This window comes from Bradyrhizobium sp. 6(2017), from assembly GCF_011058295.2.
GTDB classification, from domain to species: domain Bacteria; phylum Pseudomonadota; class Alphaproteobacteria; order Rhizobiales; family Xanthobacteraceae; genus Bradyrhizobium; species Bradyrhizobium septentrionale.
The window spans coordinates 2,599,271-2,612,789 of the sequence record NZ_CP049289.2 but is presented as its reverse complement, the minus strand read 5'-3'; the positions used below and the strand labels follow the sequence as shown (position 1 = coordinate 2,612,789).

The 13,519-nt window shown below is 64.3% G+C and carries 12 protein-coding genes; 6 read left to right on the top strand and 6 right to left on the bottom strand.

The genetic code is table 11. The annotated features are described in order from the left end of the window. Window positions 1-69 precede the first annotated feature (69 nt). The gene (locus tag G6P99_RS12420; protein ID WP_371261178.1) at window positions 70-1,272 is read left to right on the top strand and encodes a multidrug effflux MFS transporter; all 1,203 of its coding nucleotides are present in this window, start codon (window positions 70-72) and stop codon (window positions 1,270-1,272) included. Here the strand turns inward: G6P99_RS12420 and G6P99_RS12415 are convergent. Beyond that, window positions 1,257-2,225, bottom strand: a complete 969-nt coding sequence (locus G6P99_RS12415) for an MBL fold metallo-hydrolase (protein ID WP_029081456.1) — start codon at window positions 2,223-2,225, stop codon at window positions 1,257-1,259. The genes G6P99_RS12420 and G6P99_RS12415 overlap by 16 nt on opposite strands. Before the next feature lie 25 nt (window positions 2,226-2,250). Further along, window positions 2,251-2,670, bottom strand: a complete 420-nt coding sequence (locus G6P99_RS12410; protein ID WP_051346307.1) for a DUF983 domain-containing protein — start codon at window positions 2,668-2,670, stop codon at window positions 2,251-2,253. Window positions 2,671-2,751: 81 nt separating this feature from the next. Between G6P99_RS12410 and G6P99_RS12405 the strand changes: the two genes are divergently transcribed. After that, the gene (locus tag G6P99_RS12405; protein ID WP_029081458.1) at window positions 2,752-4,128 is read left to right on the top strand and encodes a PLP-dependent aminotransferase family protein; all 1,377 of its coding nucleotides are present in this window, start codon (window positions 2,752-2,754) and stop codon (window positions 4,126-4,128) included. A 191-nt stretch (window positions 4,129-4,319) separates the two neighbouring features. Then, complete coding sequence (locus tag G6P99_RS12400) at window positions 4,320-5,552, top strand: serine hydrolase domain-containing protein (protein ID WP_165129341.1); 1,233 nt, start codon at window positions 4,320-4,322, stop codon at window positions 5,550-5,552. 155 nt (window positions 5,553-5,707) lie between these two features. Here G6P99_RS12400 and G6P99_RS12395 read toward each other — a convergent pair whose 3' ends face one another. Beyond that, entirely contained in the window at window positions 5,708-5,911 is a 204-nt protein-coding gene (locus G6P99_RS12395) for a hypothetical protein (protein ID WP_156928630.1), read from the bottom strand. A gap of 193 nt (window positions 5,912-6,104) precedes the next feature. On the opposite strand from G6P99_RS12395, the gene G6P99_RS12390 reads away from it, so the two are divergent. Then, window positions 6,105-7,109 carry a hypothetical protein gene (locus tag G6P99_RS12390; protein ID WP_245284697.1) on the top strand — a complete coding sequence of 335 codons (1,005 nt, stop codon included), beginning with the start codon at window positions 6,105-6,107 and terminating at the stop codon, window positions 7,107-7,109. Window positions 7,110-7,266: 157 nt separating this feature from the next. Here G6P99_RS12390 and G6P99_RS12385 read toward each other — a convergent pair whose 3' ends face one another. Next, window positions 7,267-8,499: a rhodanese-like domain-containing protein gene (locus G6P99_RS12385; protein WP_029081461.1), complete on the bottom strand. Its 1,233-nt coding sequence runs from the start codon at window positions 8,497-8,499 to the stop codon at window positions 7,267-7,269. A gap of 271 nt (window positions 8,500-8,770) precedes the next feature. Here G6P99_RS12385 and glgC point away from each other — a divergent pair, with 271 nt between their 5' ends. Continuing rightward, window positions 8,771-10,033, top strand: coding sequence for a glucose-1-phosphate adenylyltransferase (glgC, locus tag G6P99_RS12380; RefSeq protein WP_029081462.1), 1,263 nt, complete (start codon window positions 8,771-8,773; stop codon window positions 10,031-10,033). Next, entirely contained in the window at window positions 10,030-11,496 is a 1,467-nt protein-coding gene (gene glgA, locus G6P99_RS12375) for a glycogen synthase GlgA (protein WP_165128287.1), read from the top strand. Before glgC ends, glgA begins: the two co-directional genes overlap by 4 nt. Window positions 11,497-11,576: 80 nt before the next feature. Here the strand turns inward: glgA and G6P99_RS12370 are convergent, their stop codons facing one another. Together G6P99_RS12370 and G6P99_RS12365 are read right to left on the bottom strand one after the other, a co-directional pair. Continuing rightward, window positions 11,577-11,891 carry a hypothetical protein gene (locus tag G6P99_RS12370; RefSeq protein WP_029081464.1) on the bottom strand — a complete coding sequence of 105 codons (315 nt, stop codon included), beginning with the start codon at window positions 11,889-11,891 and terminating at the stop codon, window positions 11,577-11,579. A gap of 131 nt (window positions 11,892-12,022) precedes the next feature. Further along, window positions 12,023-13,066, bottom strand: coding sequence for a serine hydrolase (locus G6P99_RS12365; protein WP_246709523.1), 1,044 nt, complete (start codon window positions 13,064-13,066; stop codon window positions 12,023-12,025). Window positions 13,067-13,519 lie beyond the last annotated feature (453 nt).

Below are 13,519 nucleotides of genomic sequence, written 5' to 3'. Positions count from 1 at the left end.
AGATTCCCAAGAGGTTGCTAAGTGTCTGACATCAATGCCGATGCCTGGGTTTCTTCAGGCCACCGCCCGATGGGCTTTCCCGAATTCGTCGTCGTCATTGCATCCATCATGGCGTTGAACCCGCTGGCGATGGACATGATGCTGCCGGCGCTGCCGAACATCCGCTCCGCGTTCCAGATCGCCGACGCCAACCGTCCGCAGATGGTGCTGTCGATCTTCCTGGTCGGCTTCGGCGTCGGCCAGTTCGTGATGGGCCCGCTGTCGGACCGTTTCGGCCGCCGCCCGGTGCTGCTCGGCGGCATGACCGTCTACACCATCGCCGGCCTGCTCGCGATCATGGCGCCCTCGTTCGAGACGCTGCTGCTGGCGCGCGCGCTGCAAGGGCTCGGCACCGCGGCAACCCGCGTGATCGCAACCTCGATCGTGCGCGACTGCTACGCCGGACGGCGCATGGCGAGCGTGATGTCGCTGGCGATGATGGTGTTCATCGCGGTGCCCGTGATCGCGCCGTCATTCGGCCAGGCGGTGATGCTGCTGACGCACTGGCGCGGCATCTTCGTGCTCTTGATGATCTATGGCGTGATCGCACTGGCCTGGAGCGCGCTGCGGATGCCGGAGACACTGCCGCTGGAGCTGCGCAAGTCGCTGGCGATCCCCGACGTGCTCTCCGCGTTCCGCCAGACCATCACGAACCGCACCACGCTCGGCTACGCGCTCGCCGCCGGCGGCGTGCAGGGCTCGCTGTTCGCCTTCGTGTTCTCCTCGCAGCAGATCTTCACCGAGGTCTTCAAGCTCGGCCATTACTTCCCGGTTGCCTTCGCGGCTTGCGCGGTCGGCGTCGCGATCGCCGGCTTTCTCAATTCGCGCATCGTCGGCCGCATCGGCATGCGGGTGATCTCGCACGCCGCGCTGACCGGCTTTGCCGTCGTCGCCGGCGCGCTGCTGCTCGCGGTAAAGACCGACACGCTGTCCCTGCCGCTGTTCATGGTGCTGGCCGGCCTGATGATGTTCGCGTTCGGGCTGATGATGGCGAACTTCACCGCGCTCGCGATGGAGCCGCAGGGCAAGATTGCCGGCACTGCGTCGTCGCTCTACGGCACCATCACCACCCTGCTCGGGATCGGCATCGGCACCACGATCGGCCAGGATTACGACGGCACCTTGCTGCCGTTCGCGACCGGCTTCTTCCTCTGCACGCTGGCCGCGCTCGCCGTGGTGCTGGTAACGGAAAAGGGCCGGATGTTCCGGCCGCATCATCACACACCGTCGTAGACGAGCCTTGTGAAGAAGGGCGGATCGATCACGAACCGGCCCCACTTTTCGTCGTAAGCGGCCGTCGGTTTGGCAGCGACCGTCTCTTCCAGACTACGGCCTTCCTTCTTCAACGCCGCGACATTGTTTCTGACGTCGACAAGCATGTCGCGAAAAGCCCTGAGCTCCGATCTATTGCTGATCGGCTTTCCGTGTCCAGGAATGATCACGGTGTTTTCCGTTGCCATGCCCAGGTTTGCGTCCGATGCGGCAATCATTCCATCGATGCTCCCGCCCGTCGAATAGTCGATGAAGGGGTAAATTCCGTTCCAGTACGTGTCGCCTACGTGAAGTATATCGGCTTCCCCGAACGTGACCGACAGATCGCCATCCGTGTGGGCGGGCTTGTAAGGCTTCAACTCGATGGATGCCCCGTTGAATTTGAATGCGTGGTTTGCGCTAATGACCTCACTGGGTATCGCGCCAGCCGGTGACGGCAGGAAATTGTAGTCCCAGTCTTCCACTCGCTGAACCTCGGAAAGATGTTTGCGGGTGTTCTCGTGGGCAATGATCTTGGCGCCGACCGAGTGCAGCCAATCGTTTCCGCTGGCGTGATCGAAGTGCCAATGAGTGTTGATCAAGTGTGTCACGGGATCGGGGCCTAGACCGGACAGTGCTTTGCTGAGCTGCGGCCGAGAGACACTAATTCCTGCGTCGACAAGCAACTTCCCGTCTGGGTCTGACAACACGGCAATGTTGCCGCCGGAGCCCTCGAGTACAGTCACGTTTCCGCGCAACTTGTGTGTGGTTATTGGCGAAGCTGCCGCACTGTCCTTAATGAGGGTAACGAGCCCACGCGCCTCCGCGTAGGCTTGGCGCGGTGTGAGCCAACCACTGGTGGCGGCCAGAGCTGCGCTTGTGCAGCAAAGACAGAAGTGGCGGCGCGAGATCAGCTGTCCATGCTGTGAACCCATCGGAATCCCCTGTCGCGTTGCAGACTCAAACCTGTCGGTGCAAGTCGAGCAATTGTCGGCTGGTATCCACTCGCCGCCGCGACGTCGCAAACCCTTCCATTCCGAGCTGCCATTGCAAACCGACGATCGCACCCTTGGTCGGCTGCAGCAGCCCGAGTGCGCTGAACAGCGTGAACGGCAGCCAGATTGCGAGCTGCAGCCAGGCCGGCGGCGCGTAGTTCATCTCCAGCCACAGCAGCGCCGGCACCACGACGTGGCCGACCACGACGATCACGAGATAGGCCGGGAAATCATCCGCGCGCTGCGGGGTGAAATCCTCGCCACACACCTCGCAATGATCCGCCACCTTGAGGAAGCGGCCGAACAGATGGCCGCGCCCGCAGTTCGGGCACTTCATGGTGAAGCCGCGCCACATCGCCTTTGGCAGGGAAACCGTCTCGGTCATTGTCGTTGTCCTTGACCTGATCTGATGATCCATACAATATGTATTCGAAGGCATACAATCAAAGACAAAGCGCCAGATTGCATGGATTGGATCCCTACAGTTTCGGAATGGCACGGCCCGATGTTCCTGCGCATCGTCGATGCGCTCGCCGCCGATATCGCCAGCGGCCGGCTGGTGCGCGGCCAGCGGCTGCCGACCCACCGCGCGCTGGCGACCGCGCTCGACATCGATCTCACCACGGTGACGCGCGCCTATGGCGAGGCACGGCGACGCGGACTGCTCGACGCCCGCGTCGGCCAGGGCACCTTCGTCTCGGAGACGACCGCGCGTGCGGCGTCCGACCTGCCCGCGCCCGTCAACATCGACCTGTCGATGAACCTGCCGCCGCAACCGGTCGAGGCCAATCTCGACCTGCGCATCGCACAGGGACTTGCGACCATCCGCTCCGAGGCCGGGTTTTCCGCCTATCTCGGCTATGCGCGTCCCGGCGGCACGACTGAGGAGCGCGACGCCGGCGCCGCGTGGTTGCAGCCGCGCGTACCGAGCGCATCGGTCGACCGCATCGTGATCTATCCGGGATCGCAGGCGATCATCTTCAACGCCTTGCTGGCGCTGACGTCGCCCGGGGACATCGTGCTGACCGAGGCGTTGACGTTTCCCGGCATCAAGGCCGCGGCGGCGCGGCTCGATGTCCGCCTGGTCGGCGTCGCGATGGACAACGAAGGCGCGAGGCCCGACGCACTCGACGACGCCTGCCGCAAGCACAGACCGAAGGCGGTCTATCTGGTGCCGACGCAGCAGAACCCGACCACGGCGACGATGAGCGCTATCAGGCGCAAGGCGATCGCCGACATCATCAGCAAGCGCGGCTGCGTCCTGATCGAGGACGACGTCTACGGCCCGCTCGAACCGCAAGTGGCGCCGATCGCTACGCTAATTCCGGAGCGCACCTACCTTGCCGCCAGCATCGCGAAATGCATCGCGCCCGCATTGCGCGTCGCCTATCTCGTCGCGCCCGACGCCGCCGCCGAACAGCGCATGCGCGCCAGCATGCAGGCCACCATGCAGATGCCGCCATCGCTGATGGTCGCGCTGGTCACGCAATGGCTGCGCTCCGGCGTCGCCACCGAGGTCATCCGCGCCATCCGCAACGAGGCAGCGGCGCGCCAGCAGCTTGCCGGCCGCTTCCTTAAGGGCGTCGCCTATGCGGCGCGGCCGGCGAGCCATCATCTCTGGATACCGCTCTCAAAGCATTTCGACGGCACCGACCTGCTGTCGCATCTGATGCGCAACGGCCTCGCCGTGGTCGGCGAAGATGCCTTTGCGGTGGGCAATGCGGCGCCGCGCGGCCTGCGCGTGTCGCTCGGCGCCGCGCGCAACCGCGCCGAACTGAGCCAGGCGCTGCAGGTGCTGTCGAATGCGGTGCGCACGCCAGTCGGCGCCACGCAAATTGTGTAAATTTCGATCATCGTCAGGGAATAAACTCGCCCGAAAATGATTATGATGCGCGGGAGCGCTCGTGCCAAAACGCCGGCGTTCAAGGCATCAGGCAGGGGCAGGCTTTTTCAATGTCATGCGGGTATGATCGGGCAGTCCACATTGACGTGCGGACGCTTCGGAAGGCAGTGACCGCGAATTTGTGTCTTGCAATGGGCTGTCTTGCGCTTGTCACATCAGGCGCGGCGCGCGCCGCCGATGCCCCTGCCCCGTCGCCGGAGAAGCTCGAACGCATCACCGCATTCTTCAACAACGAAGTTGCGACCGGAAAAATTCCCGGCGCCGTCATCCTGATCCAGCAGCACGGCAAGCAGGTCTATCTGAAAGCCTTCGACTATCGCGACGTCACGACCAAATCGCCGATGCGGCCGGATACGATGTTTGCGCTGCATTCGATGACCAAGCCGATCACCAACACCGCCGCGATGATGCTGGTCGACGAAGGCAAATTGTCGCCGCAGGACCCATTGTCGAAATACATCCCGGCGTTCGCCGACGTGAAGGTCGCGATCGAACCCGATGGCGGAAACGATCCGGCCAAGGTGGAGCTAGTGCCGCCGATCCGCCCGGTCACCATCGAGGATCTGATGCGGCACACTTCGGGCATCACCTACGAATATATCGGCGCCGACTGGATCCAGAAAATCTACCACGAAGGACATCTGTTCGACGGGCAATTCGACAACAAGGAGTTCGCCGCGCGGCTGGCCAAGCTGCCGCTGTCGCGGCAGCCTGGCACGCTGTGGCGCTATGGCCATTCCACCGACGTGCTCGGCCGCGTCATCGAGATCGTCTCGGGCAAGACGCTCTATCAATTCGAGAAGGAGCGCATCTTCGATCCAATGAAGATGAACGACACCAGATACGTGCTCGATGCGGAGACCGAACGGACGCGGCTCGCCGAGCCGCTGCCGACGGATACGATCCTGATCGACGGCGAGCGCGATCGGCGCGCGCACCCGGAGTGGGAGTCCGGCGGCGGCGGCCTGGTCTCGACCATTCTCGACTATGCACGTTTCGCTCAAATGCTGCTCAACGGCGGTGAGCTCGACGGCAGGCGCTATCTGAGCCCCACAGCCTTCAAGACCATGACGACGGACCATATCGGGCCGGGCTCCGGCGTCGGCCGCGATTACTGGTATTTCCCCGGCGACGGCTTCGGCTATGGCTACGGCATCGCAGTGCGCACCGATCCCGGCATTGCCAAGCCGCCGCCGCCGGGCTCGATCGGCGAATTGAAATGGGACAGCGGCAGCGGCACCTATTTCGGCGTCGATCCGAAACTCGACATGATCTACATCATGCTCGAGCAGACCCAGAACGAACGCCAGCGCATCACACCGGCGTTCCGGAAACTGGTCTACGACGCGTTCGCTGCGGACTGAGTACGCGGTTCCTCGGTCATTGCGAGGTGTGAAACGACGAAGCAATCCATCTATCCACACGCTCGCGGATAGATGGATTGCTTCGTGGAGCCCGTCATCGGGCGCGCGTTCGCGCGACCCGGTGGCTCGCAATGACGGGATGGAATTATCTCGCCTTACGACTTCCGCCGAACCTCCTCCTGCCTGCGCCCTGCTGCGGCCGCGATCAGGCTCGCGGTGCATTCGTCGCAGACGAACGCACACTCATCGGTGAACAGGCCGATCCGTGCATCGAATCCGATCACCGCATCGTCGGCGAGACCGTCGATGACGCCGTCGCAACACAAGCACCGGTGCTGCGCTGCGAACTCTCGTTCCATGACGCGCCCTCCCGCCATCGCGGCTTCCCTCTCCGCAGCTTCCCTTGCGCTATATACTATCGTATATATCGAAAGCGACAAGGCAGGCGGGTGAACAAATCCGGTCGGGAACCCTGCAACCAATAAGCATCGACCGGAGACGATCGCCTAAAGAACTCCTGCCTGGTCCAACCAGGCTCATTGAGGAAACGCGATGATGATAAAGAACAATGGCGAAGCGGCATGCCCGCGCGCGAAGGGAGACTCGCTCAATATCCGCCGCGCATCGCTGCTCAGCGCGACGGCCATCATCCTCGCCCTCGGCGCGGCCGGCGCAGCCCGCGCCGAAACGGCTCCGGTCGGCGTGCCCGACAAGAGTTTCCCGGAGAGCGTGACCTCGACCTCCGACGGCACGCTTTACGTCGGCAGCTTCAATCAGGGCGGTGTGACGAAGATCGCGGGCGGCAAGGCCGAGCAGCTGGTCAAGCCCGGTGCCGGCGACAGCCGCTCGACGCTCGGCGTGCTCGCCGACGAGAAAAGTGGAACGCTCTATGTCTGCTCCAACGACATCTCTGGCTTCGGTGTCGCAGGTCCCAGCGAGACCAAGGGCGCCTGGCTAAAAACCTTCGATCTCAAGAGCGGTGCGCCGAAGGGCAGCTTTGCCCTAAGCGATCCGAAATCGCTTTGCAACGACATCGTGGTCGGCGCCGACGGCACCGCCTATGTCAGCGATTCCTTCACGCCGATCGTCTACAGCCTGAAGCCGAGCGGCACGGCGCTCGCGACCTTCGCCACCGACCCGCAGCTCGCGCCGGCCAAGGACGGCGTCGGGCTCGACGGCATCGCGATCGGCGCCGACGGCAACCTCTATGTCACGACCTTCATTCCGGCAAAGCTGTTCAAGATCGAGATGAAGGACGGCAAGGCCGGCGCGGTGACCGAGCTGAAGCCGTCGCGGCCGCTCGACCATGCCGACGCGCTGCGTGCCCATGGCGGCGGCCTGCTGCTGATCGAAGGCAACGGCAAGCTCGACAAGGTCACTGTCAAGGGCGACCAGGCCGAGATCGACACCATCAAGGACGGCCTCGCCGAGCCAGTTTCGGTGACCGCGATCGGCGGCACTGGCTGGATCGCCGAAGGCAAGCTGTCCTACATCATCGGCGACAACAAGGGGAAGGACCCCGGCCCGTTCACGCTGACGCCGGTCGCGCTGCCGTAGTGGCCACAAGACTCGTCATGGCCGGGCATAGCCGTTCGAAGAACGGCGTCGCTTCCGCTCGCCTGCGCCCGGCCATCCACGTCTTTCTTGTGCGGAAGCCAAGACCTAGATGCCCGGGCCAAGCCCGGGCATGACGGAAACTCTCTCACACCATGCGCTAGATCACATAAAACCCGTGCGTGCCGTCGCGGCGCAGCTGCTCGACCAGGCCGTATTCCCAATCGAGATAGGCCTGCATCGCCTGCTCCGCGACGTCGGTGCCTTCATAGGGACGACGGTAGCGGTGCGCAGGATCGGGCCTTGGCACGACGCGCGGCGGTCCCTTTTCCAGCGGGCCGTCATAGCCGCCTTCGTGCGCGTAAACCTCCCAGCCCATCTGCGCGAGCCAAGACGCCGTCATGTCTGCGCGGATGCTCCTGTCGTCGCTCAGCACGATGCGCGCGCCGCGCACGGGAGCCGCCATATCGATCTCCTGCACCAGCTGGCCGCCGGCATAATGGCGGAAGCCGGCCAGGTGACCCGCCGCGTATTCCTCGGCGTCGCGCACGTCGAAGCGATAAAGCGTGCGCTGTGCGTCCTGCTCCAACGCGGCAAGTTCACTCATGCCGATGTGGCGGACACCGGCGCGGTAGGCAACGTCACGCGCGTTGTCGGCGGCACCCTCGAACGGCCCGATATCGCCGCGCGTGCCGGCGCCGTGCTCGAGATCGTACCTGGAGAGCGTCCAGCCGATCGTTCCGTTGCGCAGCGCCCGCACCTTGTTGGGCAGCCCGGCATTGATCAACGACTGCGTCCCGATGATCGAGCGGGTGCGGCCGGCGCAGTTGACGATGATGGTGGTGTCGGGATCGGGCGCCGCGCCACCGGCGCGCAGCACCAGCTCGGCACCGGGCACGCTGACCGAGCCCGGGATGTTCATGGTGGCATATTCGTCGAAGCGGCGGACGTCGAGGATCGCGATGTTGGCCTTGTCAGATATCAGCGCGGCGACCTCGTCGGCACTCAGCGAGGGCGTATGCCTGCGCGACTCGACCAGCTCGCCGAACGCCTTGGCGTAGGAATTGACGTCCTCGAACATCTCGTAGCCGGCCGCCTTCCAGGCCTCGAGGCCACCCGCGAGCGCAGCGACGTTGCTGTAGCCGAGCGCCCGCAACCGGTCGGCCGCGGTGGCGACCAGCCCCTCGCCGTCATCGTAGAGAATGATCGGCACATCCTTGCGCGGCAATCGCAGCTCGGCTTCGAGCGCGATCCGGCCGGCCGCCATGTTGGCGGCGAACAGCGGATGGCCGGTGGCGAACTGCGCCTCATGCCTGACGTCGAGCAGCGCGATCTCCTGGCGCAGCAGCAATGTTGTGCGGATGGTCTGGGGCGTGACGGAAGCAAGGGTCATGGAATGCTGGCCTGGGCAGGAAAATCGGCAGGCCTGCTCTAGGCCGAATTCACGCGTCGTCAATAGGCTTAACCAAGTCGCAACCCCGCTGCCCGGGAGCTGAAATCCACGGAACGAAAACCGGCCATCCCGCTTTGCTCAACCGGGGCGCCTTGCTACGTTCCCCATCGGCCCCGTTGGCAGGCCTTCCGGACAAGAGAAGGCAGCGGGGCCGCGCCTGAAGCCTTGACAGTCTGAAGCCTTGGCGGCCTGAAGTTCTGGGAGGATGACCATGAGATCCGTCGGAAATGAACCATTGTCGCGTCACGCCCTCGCCTTCGTGCTGGCCGGCGGACGCGGCAGCAGATTGCTGGAGCTCACTGACCGCCGTGCCAAGCCGGCGGTCTATTTCGGCGGCAAGTCCCGCATCATCGATTTCGCGCTTTCCAATGCGGTGAATTCCGGCATCCGCCGCATCGCGGTGGCGACCCAGTACAAGGCGCACAGCCTGATCCGGCATCTGCAAGGCGGCTGGAACTTCTTCCGCCCGGAACGAAACGAGAGCTTCGATATCCTGCCCGCAAGCCAGCGCGTCTCGGAGACGATGTGGTATGTCGGCACAGCGGATGCGGTCTATCAGAACATCGACATCATCGAGGCGCACGGCACCAAGTACATCCTGGTGCTGGCCGGCGACCACGTCTACAAGATGGACTATGAGATCATGCTGAAGCAGCATGTCGAGAGCGGCGCCGACGTCACCGTCGGCTGCCTGGAAATGCCGCGGGCGGAATCCAGCGGCTTCGGTATCATGCACATCGACGAGAACGGCCTGATCCAGTCCTTCCTGGAGAAGCCGGCCGATCCGCCGCCGATGCCGGGCAAACCAGACAAGTCGCTCGCCAGCATGGGCATCTATGTGTTCAATTCGGAATTCCTGTTCGACGAATTGCGCCGCGATGCCGCCGACCCGAACTCGTCGCACGATTTCGGCAAGGACATCATCCCCTACATCGTGAAACACGGCCGCGCGATCGCGCATCAGTACAACGATTCCTGCGTCCGCTCCGGCGACGATCCTCGCGCCTATTGGCGGGACGCCGGCACCGTCGACGCCTATTGGGCCGCCAACATCGATCTCACCGACGTGGTGCCGGAGCTTGACCTCTACGATCGCGCATGGCCGATCTGGACCTATGCCGAGATCACGCCGCCAGCGAAATTCGTCCATGACGAGGACGGACGGCGCGGCCAGGCAGTGACCTCGCTGGTCTCGGGCGCCTGCATCATCTCCGGCGCGGCGCTGCGCCGCTCGCTGCTGTTCACCGGCGTCCACGTCAATTCCTACGCCAATATCGAGAACGCGGTGATCATGCCCTATGTGAATGTCGGCCGTGGCGCACAGCTGAAGAACGTCGTGATCGATCGCGGGGTGCGGATTCCGGAGGGGCTCGTGGTCGGCGAGGATCCCGAGTTCGACGGCAAGCGCTTCCGCACCACCGAACAGGGCGTCACCTTGATCACCCAGTCGATGATCGACAGGCTCGGGACATGACACCCATCCGCGTCCTCGCGGTCGCCTCGGAAGTCTACCCGATCGTTAAGACCGGCGGCCTCGCCGACGTGGTCGGCGCGCTGCCGGCGGCGCTCAACGAGCACGGCGTCACAACGCGGACGCTGGTGCCTGGCTATCCCGATATGCTGAAAGCGCTGGCCTCGGCAGAGACGCTGCTGCACTGGCCGGAATTTTATGGCGGGCCGGTCCGCGTGCTCGGTGGTATGCATGACGGCCTCGATCTCCTCGCGCTCGACGCGCCGCATCTCTATGCCCGCCCGGGCAATCCCTATGTCGGTCCCGACGGACGCGACTGGCCCGACAACGGTATCCGCTTTGCGGCGCTGTCGCGCATGGCGGCCGAGATCGGCCAGGGAGCAATCGAGACCTTCGTGCCCGACATCGTGCATGCCCATGACTGGCAGGCGGGCCTCGCGCCGGCCTATCTGCACTATGGCGGACGACCGCGGCCGGGCACGGTGATGACCGTGCACAACCTCGCCTATCAGGGACAGTTCTCGCCGGACATGCTGACGACGTTCGGCCTGCCGGGCGAGGCCTATGCGCTGCACGGCGTCGAATATTACGGCACCATCAGCCTGCTGAAGGCTGGCCTGCAATTCGCCGACCGCATCACCACGGTGTCGCCGACCTACGCGCAGGAGATCCAGAGCGACGAAGGCGGCATGGGGCTCGGCGGCCTGTTGCGCGAACGCGCCGACGTGCTGAGCGGCATCCTCAACGGCATCGACATCACGGTGTGGAATCCGGCCACCGATCCGGCCATCGTTGCGCGTTACAGCGCCGGGCAGCCGGCAGCGCGCGCGGCCAACAAGGCGGCGCTGCAGCAGCGGTTCGGCCTTGATCCGGCGCCGGATGCGATGCTGCTCGGCGTCATCAGCCGGTTGTCCTGGCAGAAGGGCCTCGACCTGCTGCTCGAGAACATCCCGACACTGCTCGGTGAAGGCATCCAGCTCGCGCTGCTCGGCAGCGGCGATCGCGATCTGCAGGATCGCTACGCGGCGCTGGCGCAGGACAATCCCGGGCGGATCGGAGTCGTGATCGGCTATGACGAGACGCTGGCGCATCTGATCCAGGCCGGCGCCGATGCGCTCGCGGTGCCGTCGCGCTTCGAGCCATGCGGCCTTACCCAGCTGTGCGCGCTGCGCTACGGCGCCGTGCCTGTTGTCGCCAATGTCGGCGGCCTCGCCGACACAGTGCTCGACTTCGACGAAGCCACGGTCACCGGCGAAGCGGCGACCGGCGTCAAGTTCGCGCCCGTCACCTCGGACGCGCTCGCGCGCGGCTTGCGCAAGGCAAACCTCTTGTTCAACGACAAGGTGACCTGGCGCCGGCTGCAGCAGGCCGGCATGGCCACCGACGTCTCCTGGCACAATCGTGCTGGCCGCTATGCTGCGCTCTATCGCGAGCTCGCCGCGGCGCGGCGCGGCGCTAGAACATGATCCGGAAAAGTGTGAAGCGGTTTTCCCTCGCGACAAACGCGGAGCGTTTGCGCGGAGATCATGCTCAAGACAAGGCCCGATCAGTTCAGCAGATCGCACGCCGCGATGCGGTTGATGTCGGCCAGCCGCCGGTCGGAATTTCCCTTGAGATCAAGGCTTGCGACGAGGTCGAGCAGCCGGCCATAGGCGCGGTCGGCGACCGCCACCGGCAGCGGTTCCTCGTCGAAGGTTTCGACGTAATTGCCGACGAGACCGCTCAGCAGCCGGCAAACGCCGCGTTGCTCCGGGTCGTCCTTGCTCAAGGTTTCAAGTTTTTGCTGGAAGGTCCTGAAGGTTCGCAGGCCGTGCGGCTGCTGCGAAAGCCAATTGTGCAGATCAGGATGCAGTTCGGTCATATCAGCCTCTTCAAAATGGAGAAGAAGCTACTGGCTTATACAGCCGATCAGGATGCCGCGCCATCACAATTTCGCATGCATCCTCTGCCGCGGCTGCGCGAGCCGTGTCACCGGATTGCTACGCAACGCGATTACAATCGCGCGAGTGCCGGAAGGATTTTGTAGCGCGCGATCTCGTGCGGATAGTCGCCGCGATTGGCGAGCAGCAAGATGCCGAGCCGGCGCGCGGGCACCAGGCCGACATAGGCCGAGGCATTGTTGAGCCCGCCCGGCTTGTCGATGACGGTGACGTCATCGAGCCGCACATGCTCCCACGCCATCGCCTGCCCGAACTTCGCATCGACGCGAAAGCTCTCGCGCTCGGTCATCTGCAATGCCGCGCGCAGTTCGGGATCGATCACCGCGTTGTCGAGACAGGCGCGCAGCAGGATGCCGAGATCGCGCGCGGAGGAGAACATCTGGCCGGTGCCCGGAAAGTCGTAATAGCTCTGCTGGTTGCCCGGCGGACCGATCGGCGTGCCGTTATGGGCGTAACCCTGCACCATGCGCTGCATGATCGCGAGCGCCATCGACGCGCGGCTGTCTTGGCTGCGATCCGGAACGAAGGTCGATGTCATGCCGAGCGGCTTGAGGATGCGGCTCTCGATCAACGTCGCGATCGGCATGCGATAGCGCTGCTCCAGAACCAGCTGCAGCAGCACATAGCCGGCATGGCTGTAGATCCGCTGCTCGCCGGGCTGCTCCCCTGCCGGTGGCGTCCATGCATTGAGCATCGCGATGAACTGATCGCGGCTGAAGGTTTCATTCGGCCATGGCGGGTGGTCGGTCGGCAGCAGCAGGCCAGACGTGTGAGCGACGAGTTCGCCGATCGTGACGCGGCTGATGTAGTCGCCGTTGAGCTCGGGCAGATACTTCGCAACCGGATCGTCCAGCCGCAATTCGCCGCGCTTGGTGCCGAGCGCGACCAGCGTCGCCTCGAACAGCTTGCGCAGCGAGGCGAGGTTGAACAGCGTGTCGGGGGTGACCGGCCGCCTCGCCGCCGCGTCAGCGAAACCGTAGTTGAAGAAGGTGATCTGGCCGCCGGCATAGACCGCCGCGGCGAGGCCGCCCGGATCGGTCGCGGTCGCGGTCGGCGCAAGCTCGGTCGTGACGATATCCCTGATCTGCGCATCCATGTCCGAATCCGCGCGTGCCACCGCAAGCAAGCCAGCAGCGACGGCAAACAGGACGGCCGCGATCCGGACGGAGAGCGATGGTCTCATAAGGAACGAAGACGTCTCATGAAGAACAAAATCGGGACGATGTTGCGGTTCGACCCGCGGGCGGACCTGTTCAGCCATCGAGAGATGGCGACATCGCGATCTTAAGCGATGGAACCTGTGCGTCCGAATTCACGATTGCGCGTGTTGTGCCCTGCCCCGTCGCGGGCGGGGAAGGGGCGGCCCGATTGCAGTCCCGGCGATCAGTGCCGGGAACCGCGCTCGCGACCGCCCTCCCACTCCAGCCACGGTGCGGGAACTGCAATCGAAAAAAAACGAGGGACGTTTGAAAATGTCGGGAGCGTGCTTGGACAGGAAGATGGAACCAGCACGTGCCGGGCCGACCGTCGATATGTCTGACTTCGTCAC

Bases quoted from the DNA above. Each gene is read 5' to 3' on its own strand.
- G6P99_RS12395 (WP_156928630.1), bottom strand. From the start codon at position 5,911: ATGGAACGAGAGTTCGCAGCGCAGCACCGGTGCTTGTGTTGCGACGGC.
- G6P99_RS12370 (WP_029081464.1), bottom strand. From the start codon at position 11,891: ATGACCGAACTGCATCCTGATCTGCACAATTGGCTTTCGCAGCAGCCG.
- G6P99_RS12390 (WP_245284697.1), top strand. From the start codon at position 6,105: ATGATGATAAAGAACAATGGCGAAGCGGCATGCCCGCGCGCGAAGGGA.
- G6P99_RS12410 (WP_051346307.1), bottom strand. From the start codon at position 2,670: ATGACCGAGACGGTTTCCCTGCCAAAGGCGATGTGGCGCGGCTTCACC.
- glgA (WP_165128287.1), top strand. From the start codon at position 10,030: ATGACACCCATCCGCGTCCTCGCGGTCGCCTCGGAAGTCTACCCGATC.
- G6P99_RS12420 (WP_371261178.1), top strand. From the start codon at position 70: ATGGGCTTTCCCGAATTCGTCGTCGTCATTGCATCCATCATGGCGTTG.
- G6P99_RS12405 (WP_029081458.1), top strand. From the start codon at position 2,752: ATGGATTGGATCCCTACAGTTTCGGAATGGCACGGCCCGATGTTCCTG.
- glgC (WP_029081462.1), top strand. From the start codon at position 8,771: ATGAGATCCGTCGGAAATGAACCATTGTCGCGTCACGCCCTCGCCTTC.
- G6P99_RS12415 (WP_029081456.1), bottom strand. From the start codon at position 2,225: ATGGGTTCACAGCATGGACAGCTGATCTCGCGCCGCCACTTCTGTCTT.
- G6P99_RS12365 (WP_246709523.1), bottom strand. From the start codon at position 13,066: ATGGATGCGCAGATCAGGGATATCGTCACGACCGAGCTTGCGCCGACC.
- G6P99_RS12385 (WP_029081461.1), bottom strand. From the start codon at position 8,499: ATGACCCTTGCTTCCGTCACGCCCCAGACCATCCGCACAACATTGCTG.
- G6P99_RS12400 (WP_165129341.1), top strand. From the start codon at position 4,320: ATGGGCTGTCTTGCGCTTGTCACATCAGGCGCGGCGCGCGCCGCCGAT.